Source organism: Bradyrhizobium sp. B120, from assembly GCF_049075665.1.
Taxonomy (GTDB): domain Bacteria; phylum Pseudomonadota; class Alphaproteobacteria; order Rhizobiales; family Xanthobacteraceae; genus Bradyrhizobium.
In genome coordinates, this window is the sequence record NZ_CP185242.1 from 8,532,350 (window position 1) to 8,548,590 (window position 16,241).

Here is a 16,241-nt window from a genome sequence, read left to right on the forward strand (position 1 = left end):
TAGGCCGTCACACGCGGGCTTGACCCGCGTGTCCATCGATCTTCACAAGAGTCGTTCGAAGATGGATTGCCGGGTCAAGCCCGGCAATGACGATCGGCGAGCAGTGCGCTCAAATCTTCTGATTGTATTCGCCGACCTCGGGGTGCGTGCGCAGCACCGAATCCATCGCCTCGAACATGTCGCGCATGCGCTGCTCGCTGACCGGGCTTTCCACCACGACCACGAGCTCCGGCTTGTTGGAGGACGCGCGCACCAGGCCCCAGCTGCCGTCCGCGACCGTGACGCGCACGCCGTTGACGGTGACGAGATCGCGGATGGTCTGGCCCGCGACCTGCGCGCCCTGCTGCTGCAGCGTCTCGAAGTGCTTCACGACAGCGTCGGCCACGCCGTATTTCGCCTCGTCGGCGCAATGCGGCGACATGGTCGGCGACGACCAGGTCTTCGGCAGCGCGTCCTTCAGGTCGGCCATCGACTTGCCGGGGGCGCGGTCGAGCATCTCGCAGATCGCGATCGCCGACACCAGGCCGTCGTCATAGCCGCGGCCGAACGGCTTGTTGAAGAAGAAGTGGCCGGACTTCTCGAACCCGGCGAGCGCGCCCAATTCGTTGGTGCGGCGCTTCATGTAGGAATGGCCGGTCTTCCAATAGACGGTTTTCGCACCCTGCTTCTGCAACACGGGATCGGTCACGAACAGCCCAGTCGACTTCACGTCGACGACGAACTGCGCGTTGGCGTTGATCGCCGACATGTCGCGCGCCAGCATGACGCCGACCTTGTCGGCAAAGATCTCCTCGCCGGTGTTGTCGACCACGCCGCAGCGGTCGCCGTCACCGTCGAAGCCGAGGCCGACATCGGCCTTGTGCGCCAGCACCGCATCGCGGATCGCGTGCAGCATCTCCATGTCTTCCGGATTCGGATTGTATTTCGGGAAGGTGTGATCGAGCTCGGTGTCGAGCGGGATCACCTCGCAGCCGATCGCCTCCATCACCTGCGGCGCGAACGCGCCCGCGGTGCCGTTGCCACAGGCCACCACGACCTTCAGTTTGCGCGTCAGTTTCGACCGGCTGGTGAGATCGGCGATGTAGCGCGCCGGAAAGTTTTCATGGAATTGATAGGAGCCGCCGGCCTTGTTGTTGAAGTCGGCGTTGAGCACGATCTCCTTCAGCCGCATCATCTCGTCGGGGCCGAAGGTGAGCGGACGGTTGGCGCCCATCTTGACGCCGGTCCAGCCATTGTCGTTGTGCGAGGCGGTGACCATGGCGACGCAGGGCACGTCGAGATCGAACTGCGCGAAATAGGCCATCGGCGTCACCGCGAGCCCGATGTCGTGCACCTTGCAGCCCGCCGCCATCAGGCCTGAAATCAGCGCGTATTTGATCGACGCGGAATAGCCGCGGAAATCGTGACCGGTGACGATCTCCTGCCTGACGCCGAGCTCCGCGATCAGCGCGCCGAGCCCCATGCCCAGCGCCTGCACGCCCATCAAATTGATTTCTTTGTTGAACAGCCAGCGCGCGTCGTATTCGCGAAACCCGGTCGGCTTCACCATCGGCTCGGATTCGAAGGCATAGGTGTTCGGGACCAGCGCGGATTTCGGCTTGGGAAACATCAGAAACGGCCTCGTGGAAATGCGGAGGAACAGTGCCGCTGGCTTTAGCGAATGCATCGCCGCAGCGGAAGGCAGGATTGACGGCTTGTGGCTAATAATTGCGGCAGATTTGGCGTCGGCGAAAGACCTGCACGCCGGCGCGATACGCCACGCTGTTGCGCCCTACGAGCCGCTTGACATCCAATCGCTCAGACCCAGCATCGTTTCTGCAGGGGTGGCGCCAGGCAAGGACAGGCATTGCCGTGCGGTTGTTATTTCAGCGGCTCCCGGCGCTCTGCAATCTGCGCGTCGAACAATGCGCGTCGAACAATTGACACGTCGGGCAACTCACCGGTATATTTTCATCGTCGCAACAATTGAGCCCGCACCGGAAAATCCGCTGCGGGCTTTTTGAATCGGACAGGCCGCTGTCGGCCAATCCATTGCCGAGCGCGCCGAGATTGGCCGCCGCAGCGAACCGAACTGGCTGACAGCCAGGGCCGACCCCGCCGACAGACGGACGCCCGGCAAAGACGATCGGCAAGCCGAACCGGAAGCGACACTTCCGCGCCGCCGCGCAAGCCAATCCTTCAAGCACTCGCCTTCAAACACAGAACGCCAACCCAGCCCTCTCCGCGAGGTGCGGTCACGCACGCACTCGCCCGAAGGCGTGCGCATATCTGTAGGTGATGATCAATGCCTGATTACTCTCTGGTGCCGGTGGACCATCAGCCGGATTTCGATGACTGCTCGCTCATTCCGGTTGACCACGATCCGTTCGCCGCGGATGGCGTAATTCAACAGGTGCAGATTCAACAGCCACCGACACCAACTCAACTAGCGCAGGAGCCACAGCCGCAAACCCAACAGCAACAGCCTTCGACCGGAGCCGGTCAGCCCGGCGTCAACGGGCCGGCGACTGGCAACAGCTCCAGCGGATCGGGTGGCATCGCCGGCATCAAGCGCTTTGGCGGCGCCGAAGGTGGCGACTATCCTAGCCGCAATGCGGGGATCGGGTTCGAGAGCGCGGAGCGCGCATGGGATGCTGCCCGTAAGGAAATGCTAGACCTTGGTGCCCAACATTACCCGGAAGAGACCAAGAGCAGGGGTTTTATCCCCGAACTGGGCGTGGAAATTCATAAGCGCGGCGGACTATATTACTTCGATCAGATCGCGCGCGGATTCCAGGACGGAGCGCTAGGCGGCGGTGTGGGGTTTGGCGATAGCGGTGCGGCGGCACGTGGGCACATGCACTGGGATAATCAGCTCGAGAGCGATGGAGATCGAGACAATGCGAAGGCTTATTCCCAGAAAACTCCAGATTATCGAGCGTGGGTTGGATCTTGGGATGGGAGCTATTTGTATTGGCATGACGGCAAGCCAACGGGGTCGAGAATGCCTGATTGGAATCGATACAAATATTGAGTGATGCCGATGAAAATGTTCGCGTTCGCGGGAGCCTTATGCCTTCTCCTCTCCAGTTCAACGGTATGCAAAGCAAACTCCGGCCCCTGGTGTAAGCCGGATGTCGTGACTTTGACCTTCAAAAATCAACAAGGCGGGGATCTTGCGAGGATCGAACTTCGCACCCTCAAGGCAGTTTGCGACCGAAACCCGGAAAAGAAAGGGTTTGGGGCAGGCTTGGAACGGTCGATGCGCATCGAACAGAATGGGCAATGGACTGATGTGCCGAAAGAGTGCCTATCCGTTTTTCCCTTTGGGGAAGATGAGGTGTCGCTATCGGGCGACGGTGCCGGCCTGGGCATAGCTATTATTGGGAAACCGACGGAGAAAGGCGAGCGTTTAAAAGTCTCGATATTTAAGCTGCATGATGAGATTTCATGTTCTGAGGTAGTGCGCTGCCCAAATGTCGGCGATCCGCCCGACTATATTAGAGAGTGCGCTAGGGATTTACGGTGAGCACGCCGGGAGGCCGGCTCGACACTCTGCGCAAGCGCTTCAGGTCCGATGTTGCCCGCGAACGTCCGGCGGACGGATATCCGACCAATGACCTATCTCAAGGTGAAATGGATTCACGCGCACGCCGATGAACCAGTGCTTATCTACAGTGAGTTGGATGACGAACGTTGGGAGCTTCGTAACGTCGAAATCTTTCCCGACGGAAGGATGCTGTATGCCGATACTGAAGTCGAGTTCGAGGAAACGGGCCTAGGTCAGATGCCATTGCCGTCCGTTGAGGAGATCGCCGCCAATCCCGTGGTCGAGCCGGAAGTGATATCGACGTCCGAGTTCGAAAAAATCTGGGCAATGGCGACGGCGTAAACGGGTTGCGCTGCTGCACGGCACGATCCGCAAGCACGGCCAACAGATCAAGACGGCGCGGCTTCGCAACGCCGCCGGCATTTAGCGAGTGCACCGCCGCAGCGGAAAGGTATCCGGCCTATGACCTATCTCAAGGTGAAATGAACTCTTCCGCTTTTGGCGCAATAGTGGACGTGGTCCGAACTCCTCCGATCTGGGGATATGGTCCGCATCACAGGCGAAGACATTGAGAGGTCTCATGAAGCTTTCGAGGACCGGGATACTCGCACTTTCGCTAACCGTGACATCGGCCGTTGGGTTCGCTGCGGATTACGAGTTTTCCGCTGAGTTTGCGACTGTGGAAACTGGGGTAAACCATTATGCTGTCGAACGCCTCGACCACAAGAACCAGAAGCTTCAGCATTGCACCGCAGTCCTCGACGCCGAGACCAAGCAATTGACCGGTCAATGCACCGAGAGGCCCGGCTTTCCAGAGAAACCAACCGGCAAAGGACCTAACGTACAGGGAGGGATTTCAAACATTTTTGGCGGATTGCCAGTGTTAGGCTCTTGGAAAATCGATCAGATTACCGGGAAAACTGAGTTCTGTATTACAGACCCCGCTCAGTGTGTGGAGGTAACTCCGCAATAGAGATTTACGGTGAGTCCGCCGGGAGACCGGCTCGACACTCTGCGAAAGCGCCTCAGGTCTGACGTTGCCCGCAAACGTCTGGCGGAAATGCCGCGCCGTTGCGAAGATCGACTCGACTATCCTCTCATTCCCGAAATGTGAACAAGCAGCGCCCTGAATTCCCTCGCGGTGCGAAAGTGCTGCCTATTGCTCCAGCAACAATTTGCCGTTGGCGTATTCGAAGCGCTTCAGCTTGGACAGGAAGGACAGGCCGAGCAGGTTTTCCGACAGCGCCTCGTCCGGCAGCACCAGGGCGTCGACGTCGCGTACGGTGATGCCGCCGATCTCGACCATGGCGAGGCGGGCTCGCGCGGCCTTGATGGTACCGTTCGCGGTGGTGACCCGCGAGGTGTAATCGCCCGGCACCGGGCGCAGGCCGAAGCGCGCGGCCGAGGTCTCGTTCAAAGCCACCACGGAGGCGCCGGTGTCGACCATGAAGTTGATGTGCTGGCCATCGATGCGGCCGTCGGTCGCGAAATGACCGCGCGGATCGGGCGCGATGCTGAGGGTGCGGGCGGCGCTGGCCTGCGCCATCGTGACGGCGGGGGCGATGGTCTGCTTCGTGGTGGTCGCGGCGGCGGGCGCCATCTTGCTGGCCATCTGGGCCATGAAGGTGCCCAGCCCGATCAGGATGGCCGCGAAAATCATCAGGTTACGCATGACACCATACTCGGAAAACCGAACACGCAATTTCACCACGCCGCCCGCCCCGCCGCGAGCGAGGGCGGGCGCACGAGCCTGCCATTTTGGCGAAAAGGATGAGCGAAGGGTTAAGATGACATGCGAGAGGCGGCCGAATGTCATCGGCCGCCTGCCCGGAGACGAATTTGCCGGCCCTCAGGCGGTCTTTCAGGCCGTTCTGGCGACCGGGCTCGGCATCGCCACCCGCAGCGCGTAATAGACCGCGCCCGCGATGGCGACCCCGAAGAACCAGCCATAGACCGCCCACCACGACGGCAGGATCGAGGTGAAATTCGGCAGCACCGACGAGAACAGCGCGCCGATCGCGGCCGCGATCAGGGCGCTGACGTTCCAGCCGTTCTGGAAGCGATATTCGCCGTCCTCCTGGTACAGCGCCGGCACGTTCACGCGACCTTTGGCAATCAGATAATAGTCGACCATCATGATCCCGTAGATCGGCCCCATGGTCGCGCCGATCAATCCGACGAACGAGGCGGCGCTGCCCTCCCAGGGCGCGAACGGATAGAGCGCGAGCGCGATCAGCGCCGCAATGTAGCCGCCCTTCTTGAAGTCGATATGGCGCGGAAACACGTTGGAGAAATCGAACGCCGGCGAGACGAAATTGGCGACCACGTTGATGCCGAGCGTTGCCACCGCGAAGGTGACCGCGGCGAGCAGCGCCAGGAACCAGCTGTCGAACTTCGCCGAGATCTGGTCGGGATGCAGCAGCACCTCGTGATAGACGTTGAACGCCGCGATCGTGGTGACCCCGGCGACCAGCGAGAACAGGATCAGGTTGACCGGCAAGCCCCAGATATTGCCCTTGCGCAGCGCGTGCACGTCGGGCGCGTAACGCGAGAAGTCGCAGAAGTTGAGATAGAGCGCGGCGAAATAGGTGATCCAGGTCGCAGCGACGGCGCAGAGCGCCGGGAACGAGCCGGGCACGCCGGGCACGCCGGCCTCCTTGGTCTTCTCCAGCAGCACGTCCTGCGGGATCGGCGCCGTCAGCGAGATGCCACCGGCGGCGATGCAGAGATAGATCGCAAGGACCAGCATCATCAGCCACACCGCGGGGCCTGCCCAATCCTGAAAGCGCCGCACCGTCTCCATGCCGCGCTGGATGATCAGGAGTTGCAGCGCCCAGATCACCACGAAGCAGATCACTTCGAGCCCGGAATGGCCGAGCACATGGCTGGACTGGTGGAACGCCTTGAAGCCGTCGATGCGCGTCAGCAGCGCGACGATCGCGCCCGAGGCCGCCGCGGTCTGCGCGCCGTACCAGAAGCAGGCGACGATGGCGCGCACCAGCGCCGGAATATTGGCGCCCCAGATCCCGAACGAGGCCCGCGCCAGCACCGGATAGGGCACGCCGGTCCTGACGCCGGCATTGCCGATCAGGCTCATCAGCACGAAGATCACCAGCGAGCCGGCGCCGATTGCGATGACGAAGTTGACGAAGCTGCCGCAGAGCAGGAACAGGCTGGCGGCGAGATAATAGCCCCACAGGCTGTGGACGTCAGAGGTCCAGACATTGAAGATGCTGAAGGCGCCCCAGTTGCGTTCTTTGGCCGGCGCGAGGTCTTCATTGTACAGCGACGGCGATGCGTTCTTGATCTCCAGATTCTTGAAGTCCATGGCGGCCTCCCCAAACTGCGAGCCCGTGATCCCATCCCAGCATGCAAATCTAACCACCGTTTGCCGACGCTCGCCAGCGCAACCGATCAGGCGTGAACGGGAAAAGAGAGACTCAGTGTCGTCCCGGCGAAGGCCGGGACCCATAACCACAAGTGTCTCTTATTGCGCGATGTTGGAACGACGAGTCCCGTCCACAACACCGGCCGCGGTGTATGGGTCCCGGCCTTCGCCGGGACGACGAATGAGAAACAACGCTGCGCGCTCGCGCTGATATCAAGTCCCGCGCGGCTTCACGCGCCGGGTCGGCATCGCGCTGGCGGGATCTTCCGGCCAGGGATGGCGCGGATAGCGGCCGCGCAGATCGGAACGCACGGCGGCGTAACTGCCGCGCCAAAAACCCGGCAGGTCGCGCGTCACCTGCACCGGCCGCTGCGCCGGCGACAGCAGTTCCAGCACCAACGGCACCGCACCCTTCGCGATCGAGGGATGGGTGTTGAGCCCGAACAGCTCCTGCAGCCGCACCGCGATGGTCGGGCCCTGCTCGGCCTCGTAGTCGATCGCAAGCTGCGTGCCGGTCGGCGCCTCGAAATGCGTCGGCGCCTCGCGCTCGAGCCGCGCCCGCAACTCCCACGGCAACAGCGCCATCAACGCGTCCGACAGGTCGCCGACGGACAGATCCTTGAGCGCGGTCTTGTCATAGAGCGCCGGCACCAGCCAGTCGTCGGCGCGCGCGGCAAGTGCCGCGTCCGACAGATCGGGCCAGCTTTCGTCCTCGGCCTTGCGCAGGAACATGATTCGGTCGCGCCACTGCTTGGAATGCTTCGACCACGGCAGCCGGTCGAGCCCGGCCGCGATCAGGCCGTCGGCGAAGACGCGCGCGGTCTCGGCCGATGGCTTGAGCGACATCGGCGCCTCCGACAGCGTGATCGCATGCAGCGAACGCCGGCGGCGCGCGCGCAACGCCATCGCGCCGCGGTCGAACGTCACCTCTTCGACGTTTTCGATCTGGTCGGCGAAGCGCTGCTCGATCTCGTCCTGGGTGATCGGCGCCGCCAGCAGGATGCGGCCGTTCGCAGCCGTCCCCGTCAGTTCGGCGACCGCGATATAAGGCAGCCGCGCCAGCGCCGCGGTCTGCTCCACGGCAGCGCCGCGGCCATTGGCCAGCACGAAGCTGCCATTGCCGCGATTCTTCGCGACGCGATCGGGAAACGCGAAGGCCAGCATGACGCCGGTGGAGAGATCCTTCGGCTCGCTCACCGCCACCTTCACCTGCGCAGCCCAGCGCGCGGCCATGCTGCGCGCGCTTGATGCCCGCTGCGAGCGGTCGCGGCGGAACTGGTCGAGCCTGTGGTCGAGATCGACGCTGTCGCCGCCGAGCCCGCGCTCGCTCAGCACGGCGGCGATCTCGGCCGCCTCCTCGCCTGCGCCGAAGCGCGCGGAATCCACGATCATGCGCGCCAGCCGCGGCGGCAGCGCCAGCGCGCGCAGGCTCTTGCCCTCCTCGGTGATACGGCCGTCGCCGTCGATCGCACCGAGCTCGTCGAGCAGCGATCTTGCTTCCTTCAGCGCCGGCCCGGGCGGTGGATCGAGGAAGGCCAGGCTTGCGGGATCGCTGACGCCCCATTGCGCGAGGTCAAGCACCAGCGAGGACAGGTCGGCGGAGAGGATCTCGGGCGCGGTGTAGGCCGGGAGCGATGCGGTCTGCGGCTCGTCCCACAGACGATAACAGACGCCGGGCTCGGTACGGCCGGCGCGGCCGCGCCGCTGATCGACCGCGGCGCGCGAGGCCCGCACCGTCTCGAGCCGGGTCAGCGCAATATCCGGCTCGTAGCGCGGCACCCGCGCCAGGCCCGAGTCCACCACAATGCGGACGCCCTCGATGGTCAGCGACGTCTCAGCGATCGAGGTCGCCAGCACCACCTTGCGGATCCCCGTCGGCGCCGGCGCAATGGCGCGATCCTGCACGGCGGCATCGAGCGCGCCGAACAGCGGCACGATCTCCACCGAGGCGTCATGCACGCGCTCGGCGAGAAATGTCTGGGTGCGGCGGATCTCGGCCGCGCCCGGCAGGAAGGCAAGCACCGAGCCGGCATCGGCGCGCAGCGCGGTCGCGATCGTCTCGGCCATCTGCCGCTCGACCGGCGCATCGACCTTGCGGCCGACATAGCGGGTCTCGACCGGAAAGGCGCGGCCCTCGCTCTCGACCACAGGCGCGTCGCCGAGCAGTTTTGCGACGCGCGCGCCGTCGAGCGTTGCCGACATCACGAGGATGCGCAGATCCTCGCGCAGGCCGGTCTGCGCGTCGCGCGCCAGCGCCAGCCCGAGATCGGCATCGAGCGAGCGCTCGTGGAATTCGTCGAACAGCACCGCGGCGACGCCGGTGAGCTCGGGATCGTCGAGGATCTGGCGCGAGAAGATGCCCTCGGTCACGACCTCGATCCGCGTCGCGCGCGACACCTTTGAGCCGAAGCGCACCCGATAGCCGACGGTCTCACCGGGACGTTCGCCGAGCGTCTTCGCCATCCGCTCGGCGCTGGCGCGCGCGGCGATGCGGCGCGGCTCCAGCACGATGATCTTCTTCCCCTTGGCCCAGGGCGCATCGAGCAACGCCAGCGGCACGCGCGTGGTCTTGCCGGCGCCGGGCGGCGCGACCAGCACGGCGGCATTGTGGCGATCGAGCGTGCGGTCGAGCTCATCGAGCACGGCATCGATCGGCAGCGGGCTATCGAAATGGTGCGGCAAGGAGTCTCATGCGGCAGCGGCGCTCGGCCGACCTGCGTCCTGTGGTTAACGAAGCACGGCTTCTTCTAGGATTTCCGGGCCTCTTAGACCATTCGCCTGTTGCAGGGAACCGGGGATAGGGCCGGCTTCGGCGGCACATCATTTGTATGGGTAAAGGAGAAAGCAAGAGATCGGGCCGATGATGCGCCCAATCACGCCGGAACGGGACAAGGATGACCACAAACGGCACAAAGGCTGCGACAGATCGTTCCGTTGATCGATCACTTGATCGATCACTTGGGAACGCGGCCGCGCGCGTCGATTGGGTCGACTATGCCAAGGGCATCTGCATCGTCATGGTCGTGATGATGCATTCGGTGCTGGGGGTCGAGAAGGCCGCCGAGCAGACCGGCTTCATGCATTATGTCGTGATGTTCGCAAAACCGTTCCGGATGCCGGACTTTTTCCTGATCTCGGGCCTGTTCCTGTCGGTCGTGATCGATCGCGACTGGCGCACCTATCTCGATCGCAAGGTGATGCACTTCGCCTACTTCTACGTGCTGTGGGTGACGATCCAGTTCGGCTTCAAGGCGCCGTCGCTGGCCGCCGAGGCCGGCTGGGCTGCGGTCGGGCTGCAATATCTCGAGGCCTTCATCGAGCCGTTCGGCACGCTGTGGTTCATCTATCTGCTGCCGATCTTCTTCGTCGTCACCAAGCTCACGCGCAACATCCACCCGCTCGCGATCTGGCTGATCGCGGCAGCTCTGGAGAGCGCGCATGTCGTGACCGGCTGGACCGTGATCGACGAGTTCTGCGCCCGCTTCGTCTACTTCTTCACCGGCTATGTGCTCGCTGCCTACGTGTTCGCGCTGTCGGACCGCGCGCGGGCGCGACCCGCATTTGCGCTGCTCGGGCTTGGGCTCTGGGCGCTCGTCAATGGCGGCCTGGTTGCGCTCGATATCAGCGAATGGCCGGTCGTCTCGCTGGCGCTCGGCCTCGCCGGTGCCTGCGCGATCATCGTGACCGGCACGCTGCTGGCGCGCGCGCACTGGCTCGGCTTCCTGCGCTTCTGCGGCGAGCACTCGATCGTGATCTACCTCGCCTTCTTCCTGCCGATGGCCGCGACCCGCACCCTGCTGCTGCGGTTGGATGTCATCCACGACATCGGCTGGGTCGCGCTGATCGTGACCGCGGTCGGCGTCGCCGGCGCGCTCCTGATCTGGCGGCTGGCGCTGGCGGCCCGGGCCAATTTCCTGTTCGAGCGGCCCGATGCGTTCTGGATTGCCCCGAAAAAGGCAGCGCCCGCTCTGCAAGCGGCCGAATAGTGCCAAAAGTCACGGCCCGGATTGGTTCCGACAGGGGCAAATCCGGCCGTTCGAATTTCCGCACATTGAAATAACTGGCTTTTTGGACCCGAATGTTTCGTCGCCAGGGCCGCGACGAAACAATTCTCCCGGTCACGAAACCATTTTCCACTTTTCGCGCAGACATCCGGAAACGGGCGCTAACTAACAATTCTCCCAACGAACCGCCGCCCAACGGCGAACTGGGAGCCTGTCATGCCGAACGTCATCGCCATCAACTCTGCAGCCAAGAAGCACATCGACGCTGCACGCGCGACCTCGGATGAAACGCTGCTCGCGCATATCGCCAAGAATAACCGCACCTCGATGCACACGCTCTATGCCCGTCACAACGTCCGGGTTTACCGCTTCGTGCTCCGCATGGTGCGCGACACCACGATGGCCGAGGACCTGGTCAGCCAGGTGTTCCTGGACGTCTGGCGCACCGCGGCCCAGTTCGAGGGCCGCTCGCAGGTCTCGACCTGGTTGCTGTCGATCGCCCGCTTCAAGGCGCTGACCGCGCTGCGCCAGCGCCGGCATGAGGACATCGACCAGGACGACGTGCTGGAGATCGCCGACGGCGCCGATACACCGGAAACCTCGCTCGATCGCGCCACCACCAGCGAGATCCTGCGCGCCTGCGTGGCCAAGCTGTCGCCGGCCCACCGCGAGATCATCAATCTGGTCTACTACCATGAGAAGTCGGTCGAGGAGGCCGGCCAGATCATCGGTATCCCGCAGAGCACGGTGAAGACCCGCATGTTCTATGCCCGCAAGCAGCTCGCCGACCTCCTGAGGGGCGCCGGCGTGGACAGCGTCGCGGCCTAAAGTAAAGCAAATTCAATAATTTAGGAGGAGATCAAGCAACCCGGGCAATTGTCCACGAAGCCAAAAAAGTTCGGCGACGAAACAATTGAAACAATCGACGACATCACCCGGAAAAACGCGATCTCTATACCCATATCCAACGACGCAACCCCAACCCCAATTCACTGACCCAGGTTTCGATACCTCCTTAAGTTCTAACCTCCCAAGTAACCTCCAACGACCCGGCCGGGATGCCCCCCAGCCGGGTCGCTCTGTTTTTGGCGCGCGGTCGTGAGGCCGATCACAATTCGTCTCACACGGACGTGACGGCGCTTGGGATCGCTCGGCTGTAACGGCCCACGCCGTCCTCGCGAAGAACATCAGGTGTACCCGGCACGGCCCTCTGGCGCGCCGGGAGTTCTGATGGACGGACGACGATGCTCAGCCTTGCCCTCGCCCTGCTTGCCGGTGTCGCCACCGTCGCCGCTCCTTGCACCCTGCCGATGCTGCCGATCCTGCTTGGGGTATCGATAGGCCAGACCGGCAAGGCGCGGCCCGCGATGATCGCGCTCGGCTTCGTGATGTCATTCTCTGCGGTGGCGTTGCTGCTGAGCGCGATCACGCGCGCCTTCGACTTCGATCCGAACCTGCTGCGGACCGGCGCGGCGATCCTGCTTGCGGGCTTCGGTCTGTTGATGATCTGGCCGGCGCCGTTCGAATGGCTGTCGATCCGGCTGACCGGCGCCGCCGGCAGCCTCGGTCAAGCCGGGCCGTCGCCGAGCCTGTTCGGCGGCTTCGTGCTCGGCTCGACGCTCGGCCTGGTGTGGACGCCGTGCGCCGGTCCCGTGCTCGGGTCGATCCTGACCATCGTCGCGACCTCGAAGGACACGGCGTGGGCGAGCCTGCAGCTCGTCACCTACGCGATCGGCGCCGCCATCCCGATGCTTGCCATTGCCTATGGCGGGCAGGCCGTCACCACCCGCGTGCGCAGCATGGCGCGGATCGCGCCGCGGCTCCAACAGGGATTCGGCGTCGTGATCATCGCCTTCGCCGCGCTGTCCTACCTGCAATACGACACGCTGATCGTGGCGTGGCTGACCCAGTTCTATCCCAACGGCCAGATCGGCCTGTGAGCTCATAAGGAGAGATCGATGTCCCTGCGCTTGATTGCTGTATCCACCCTGGTGGCGGGCCTTGGCCTCGGCGGCGCCGTCATCCCCGGCCTCTGCACCGAGTCCAACGCGCCGGCCGTGCCCGTTCCGATGGCCACCGCGATGACCACCGCGCAGAGCCAGACCGCGCCCGAATTCGCCGGGATCAGCAACTGGTTCAATTCGCAGCCGCTCAAGCTCGCCGATCTGCGCGGCAAGGTCGTGCTGGTGGACTTCTGGACCTATGGCTGCGTCAACTGCGTCAACACGCTGCCGCACGTCACCCAACTTTATTCAAAGTACCGGGATCGCGGCCTCGTCGTGATCGGGGTCCACACGCCGGAATTCCCGTTCGAGCATTCGGCCTCCAACGTGCAGGCGGCGCTGAAGCGGCACGGCATCCTCTATCCCGTGGCCCAGGACAACAATTCGCAGACCTGGAACGCCTACGGCAACCAGTATTGGCCGGCGCAATACATCATCGACCAGAACGGCAAGATCGTGTTCCAGCACGCCGGCGAGGGCCAGTACGACGAGATCGACCGTACCGTCGCCCGGCTGCTCAACGCCAATAGCTGATTGGACAATCCGCCCTGTGTCGTCGTCACACCTGGCGTGGTAAGGTCCACGCCAGGTCGACGGCAGGTGGTGGATCATGTTCGAAGGCTGGGATGCGGTCGTACTCGCCCGCGCGCAATTCGCTTTCACGATGTCGTTCCACATCGTGTTTCCCGCATTCTCGATCGGGCTTGCGAGCTATCTCGCCGTGCTCGAAGCGCTGTGGCTGGCCACCGGGCGCGAGGTCTACATCAACCTGTTCAATTACTGGCTGAAGATCTTCGCGGTCGCGTTCGGCATGGGCGTGGTCTCGGGCATCGTGATGTCCTACCAGTTCGGCACCAACTGGTCGTCGTTTGCCGACAAGACCGGGCCGGTGATCGGCCCGATGATGGCCTATGAGGTCTTGACCGCGTTCTTCCTCGAGGCCGGCTTCCTCGGCGTCATGCTGTTCGGGCTGGAGCGCGTCGGCCCCAGGCTGCATTTCGTGGCGACGTTGATGGTCGCGATCGGCACGCTGATCTCGGCGTTCTGGATCCTGTCGGCCAATTCCTGGATGCAGACGCCGACTGGCCATGCCGTCAATGCCGACGGCCAGTTCGTCGCCGCCGACTGGCTGAAGGTGATCTTCAACCCGTCATTCCCCTATCGCCTCGTACACATGGTGCTGGCGGCGTATCTCACCACCTCGCTGGTGGTCGGCGGGGTCGGCGCCTGGCACCTGCTGCGCGACCAGCATCTGGCCGGCCCGCGCGTGATGTTCTCGATGGCGATGTGGATGGCGACCCTGGTGGCGCCGATCCAGATCCTCGCCGGCGACCAGCACGGCCTCAACACGCTGGAGCACCAGCCGGCCAAGGTGATGGCGATGGAAGGCCATTACCAAAGCCACAAGGACGGTGCGCCGCTGATCCTGTTCGGCTGGCCCGACCAGCGTGAGGCGAAGGTGAAATATGCGATCGAGGTGCCGAAACTGTCGTCGCTGATCCTGAAGCATTCGCTCGATGCACCGCTCGCCGGCCTGGACACGGTGCCGCGTGAAAACTGGCCGCCGGTGCCGATCACCTTCTGGTCGTTCCGCATCATGGTCGGGCTCGGCTTCCTGATCCTCGGGCTCGGCCTGTTCAGCCTGCTGATGCGCTGGCGCGGCATGATGTACCAGTCACAGCTGCTGCATCGCTTCGCGGTCCTGATGGGCCCGGCCGGCTTCATTGCGGTGCTCGCCGGCTGGATCACCACCGAGACCGGGCGGCAGCCGTTCACCGTCTACGGGCTGCTGCGCACCACCGATTCGGTATCGCCGCTGGCGGCGCCGGCGGTGGGCTCCTCGCTGATCGCCTTCATCATCGTCTATTTTGCCGTGTTCACCGCGGGCGTGATCTACATCCTGCGGCTGATGGCGCAGCCGCCGCATCCCGGCGAGCAGGGCCCGACAAAAGACCTTCCCGCCCGTGCGGCCGGCATCACGCCGGCGGCAGGTGCAGCCGTGGGAGGCGCGCAATGAGCATTCCCATCGACCTCGCCACGATCTGGGCCTTCATCATCGCCTTTGCCGTGTTCGTCTATGTCGTGATGGACGGCTTCGACCTCGGCCTCGGCATCCTGTTTCCGCTGTTCCCGCAAAAGACCGATCGCGACGTCATCATGAACACGGTGGCGCCGGTGTGGGACGGCAACGAGACCTGGCTGGTGCTCGGCGGCGGCGGCATGATGGCGGCGTTTCCGCTGGCCTATGCGGTGCTGATGCCGGCGCTCTACACGCCCATGATCGCGATGCTGCTCGGCCTCGTGTTCCGCGGCGTCGCCTTCGAATTCCGCTGGCGGACCCAGAAGGCGCGCAACAAATGGGACCTCGCCTTCGCCGGCGGCTCGCTGGTCGCGACGCTGGCGCAGGGCATCGCGCTCGGCGCCATCCTGCAGGGCATCCATGTCGAGGGACGCCACTATGCCGGTGGCTGGTGGGATTGGCTGACGCCGTTCAGCGTCCTGACCGGCATTGCGCTCGTGATCGGCTATGCGCTGCTAGGCGCGACCTGGCTGGTGATGAAGACCGAAGGCGAGCTGCGCGAGCGCGCCTATCATCTGAGCTGGATGTTGTTGGTCGCGATGCTGTGTGCGATCGGCGCCGTCAGCATCGCAACGCCGTTCCTGGCCGTGCAGTACACCCAGCGCTGGTTCGCCTGGCCCAACATCATCCTCACCGCGCCGGTCCCGATCGCGGTCGCCGCCGTCACCGCGCTCTTGCTGCGCGCCCTCAGCAACAAGAACGACCACCAGCCGTTCTTCCTGACGCTCGCCCTGTTCGCACTGTCCTATGCCGGGCTCGGCATCAGCATGTATCCGTACATCGTGCCGCAGAGCATCACGATCTGGCAGGCGGCGTCGCCGGCGAACAGCCAGATCTTCATGCTGTTCGGGGTCTCGATCCTGGTGCCGCTGATCCTCGGCTACACCGCCTGGGCCTATTGGGTGTTCCGCGGCAAGGTGCGCCCCGGCCACGGATACCATTGATGCCGTCACCGGGCCCGAATCAGCGGCCGCTTGGGCAGCGTCTGCTGTGGTTCGCAGCGCTCTGGCTCGGCGGCGTCGGCACTGTGACCCTGGTCTCTTTCGCGTTGCGACTCTGGATTGCGCCGAAATAACGCAGCCCACGCGGCGTGCCATCGCCCCAATGACAAAAAACAGAAGCATTACAGTGATATAGTGTGATGCCCGCCCTAAACTTGCCATCAAGCTGCCGCTGAGATTTGATGCCTACCGCGATTTGGGTGGAGCAACCATTGGCCGCGCGCCACAAGGAGAGC

General features: G+C 63.9%; 16 protein-coding genes. 12 read left to right on the forward strand and 4 right to left on the reverse strand.

Annotation, left to right across the window (positions count from 1 at the left end):
- Window positions 1–109 precede the first annotated feature (109 nt).
- Complete coding sequence (locus ACOIX3_RS39610) at window positions 110–1,609, reverse strand: phosphomannomutase/phosphoglucomutase (RefSeq protein ID WP_420967406.1); 1,500 nt, start codon at window positions 1,607–1,609, stop codon at window positions 110–112.
- On the opposite strand from ACOIX3_RS39610, the gene ACOIX3_RS39615 reads away from it, so the two are divergent.
- The 5 genes from ACOIX3_RS39615 (at window position 1,599) to ACOIX3_RS39635 (ending at window position 4,502) form a co-directional block, all read left to right on the forward strand.
- A complete protein-coding gene (locus ACOIX3_RS39615) occupies window positions 1,599–2,003 on the forward strand; it encodes a hypothetical protein (protein ID WP_420967407.1) in 405 nt (134 codons plus the stop codon). The genes ACOIX3_RS39610 and ACOIX3_RS39615 overlap by 11 nt on opposite strands.
- 281 nt (window positions 2,004–2,284) lie before the next feature.
- Window positions 2,285–3,013 carry a hypothetical protein gene (locus ACOIX3_RS39620; protein WP_420967408.1) on the forward strand — a complete coding sequence of 243 codons (729 nt, stop codon included), beginning with the start codon at window positions 2,285–2,287 and terminating at the stop codon, window positions 3,011–3,013.
- Window positions 3,014–3,022: 9 nt separating this feature from the next.
- Complete coding sequence (locus ACOIX3_RS39625; RefSeq protein ID WP_420967409.1) at window positions 3,023–3,508, forward strand: hypothetical protein; 486 nt, start codon at window positions 3,023–3,025, stop codon at window positions 3,506–3,508.
- An 87-nt stretch (window positions 3,509–3,595) separates the two neighbouring features.
- Window positions 3,596–3,871: a DUF6881 domain-containing protein gene (locus ACOIX3_RS39630; RefSeq protein ID WP_420967410.1), complete on the forward strand. Its 276-nt coding sequence runs from the start codon at window positions 3,596–3,598 to the stop codon at window positions 3,869–3,871.
- A gap of 238 nt (window positions 3,872–4,109) precedes the next feature.
- Window positions 4,110–4,502, forward strand: coding sequence for a hypothetical protein (locus ACOIX3_RS39635; protein WP_420967411.1), 393 nt, complete (start codon window positions 4,110–4,112; stop codon window positions 4,500–4,502).
- Between the two features lie 183 nt (window positions 4,503–4,685).
- Here the strand turns inward: ACOIX3_RS39635 and ACOIX3_RS39640 are convergent, their stop codons facing one another.
- The 3 genes from ACOIX3_RS39640 to hrpB all read right to left on the reverse strand — a co-directional run bounded on the left by ACOIX3_RS39640 (window position 4,686) and on the right by hrpB (window position 9,599).
- A complete protein-coding gene (locus tag ACOIX3_RS39640; protein WP_420971909.1) occupies window positions 4,686–5,201 on the reverse strand; it encodes a TIGR02281 family clan AA aspartic protease in 516 nt (171 codons plus the stop codon).
- 189 nt (window positions 5,202–5,390) lie between these two features.
- The gene (locus ACOIX3_RS39645; protein WP_420967412.1) at window positions 5,391–6,857 is read right to left on the reverse strand and encodes an NCS1 family nucleobase:cation symporter-1; all 1,467 of its coding nucleotides are present in this window, start codon (window positions 6,855–6,857) and stop codon (window positions 5,391–5,393) included.
- Between the two features lie 273 nt (window positions 6,858–7,130).
- Window positions 7,131–9,599 carry an ATP-dependent helicase HrpB gene (gene hrpB / locus ACOIX3_RS39650; RefSeq protein WP_420967413.1) on the reverse strand — a complete coding sequence of 823 codons (2,469 nt, stop codon included), beginning with the start codon at window positions 9,597–9,599 and terminating at the stop codon, window positions 7,131–7,133.
- Between the two features lie 212 nt (window positions 9,600–9,811).
- Here hrpB and ACOIX3_RS39655 point away from each other — a divergent pair, with 212 nt between their 5' ends.
- The 7 genes from ACOIX3_RS39655 to ACOIX3_RS39685 all read left to right on the forward strand — a co-directional run bounded on the left by ACOIX3_RS39655 (window position 9,812) and on the right by ACOIX3_RS39685 (window position 16,079).
- Window positions 9,812–10,903 carry an acyltransferase family protein gene (locus ACOIX3_RS39655; protein ID WP_420967415.1) on the forward strand — a complete coding sequence of 364 codons (1,092 nt, stop codon included), beginning with the start codon at window positions 9,812–9,814 and terminating at the stop codon, window positions 10,901–10,903.
- 234 nt (window positions 10,904–11,137) lie between these two features.
- Window positions 11,138–11,749, forward strand: a complete 612-nt coding sequence (locus ACOIX3_RS39660; RefSeq protein WP_092122590.1) for a sigma-70 family RNA polymerase sigma factor — start codon at window positions 11,138–11,140, stop codon at window positions 11,747–11,749.
- Window positions 11,750–12,165: 416 nt separating this feature from the next.
- On the forward strand, window positions 12,166–12,861 hold the full coding sequence (locus tag ACOIX3_RS39665) for a cytochrome c biogenesis CcdA family protein (protein WP_420967416.1): 696 nt from the start codon (window positions 12,166–12,168) through the stop codon (window positions 12,859–12,861).
- An 18-nt stretch (window positions 12,862–12,879) separates the two neighbouring features.
- A complete protein-coding gene (locus ACOIX3_RS39670) occupies window positions 12,880–13,458 on the forward strand; it encodes a redoxin domain-containing protein (RefSeq protein WP_420967417.1) in 579 nt (192 codons plus the stop codon).
- Window positions 13,459–13,534: 76 nt separating this feature from the next.
- Window positions 13,535–14,941: a cytochrome ubiquinol oxidase subunit I gene (locus tag ACOIX3_RS39675; protein WP_420967418.1), complete on the forward strand. Its 1,407-nt coding sequence runs from the start codon at window positions 13,535–13,537 to the stop codon at window positions 14,939–14,941.
- Window positions 14,938–15,948 (forward strand): cytochrome d ubiquinol oxidase subunit II, encoded by a 1,011-nt coding sequence (gene cydB, locus ACOIX3_RS39680; protein WP_420967419.1) that lies wholly within the window; start codon window positions 14,938–14,940, stop codon window positions 15,946–15,948. The genes ACOIX3_RS39675 and cydB overlap by 4 nt, the downstream gene beginning before the upstream one ends.
- Window positions 15,948–16,079, forward strand: coding sequence for a DUF2474 domain-containing protein (locus tag ACOIX3_RS39685; RefSeq protein ID WP_097674366.1), 132 nt, complete (start codon window positions 15,948–15,950; stop codon window positions 16,077–16,079). The genes cydB and ACOIX3_RS39685 overlap by 1 nt, the downstream gene beginning before the upstream one ends.
- Window positions 16,080–16,241: the final 162 nt, after the last annotated feature.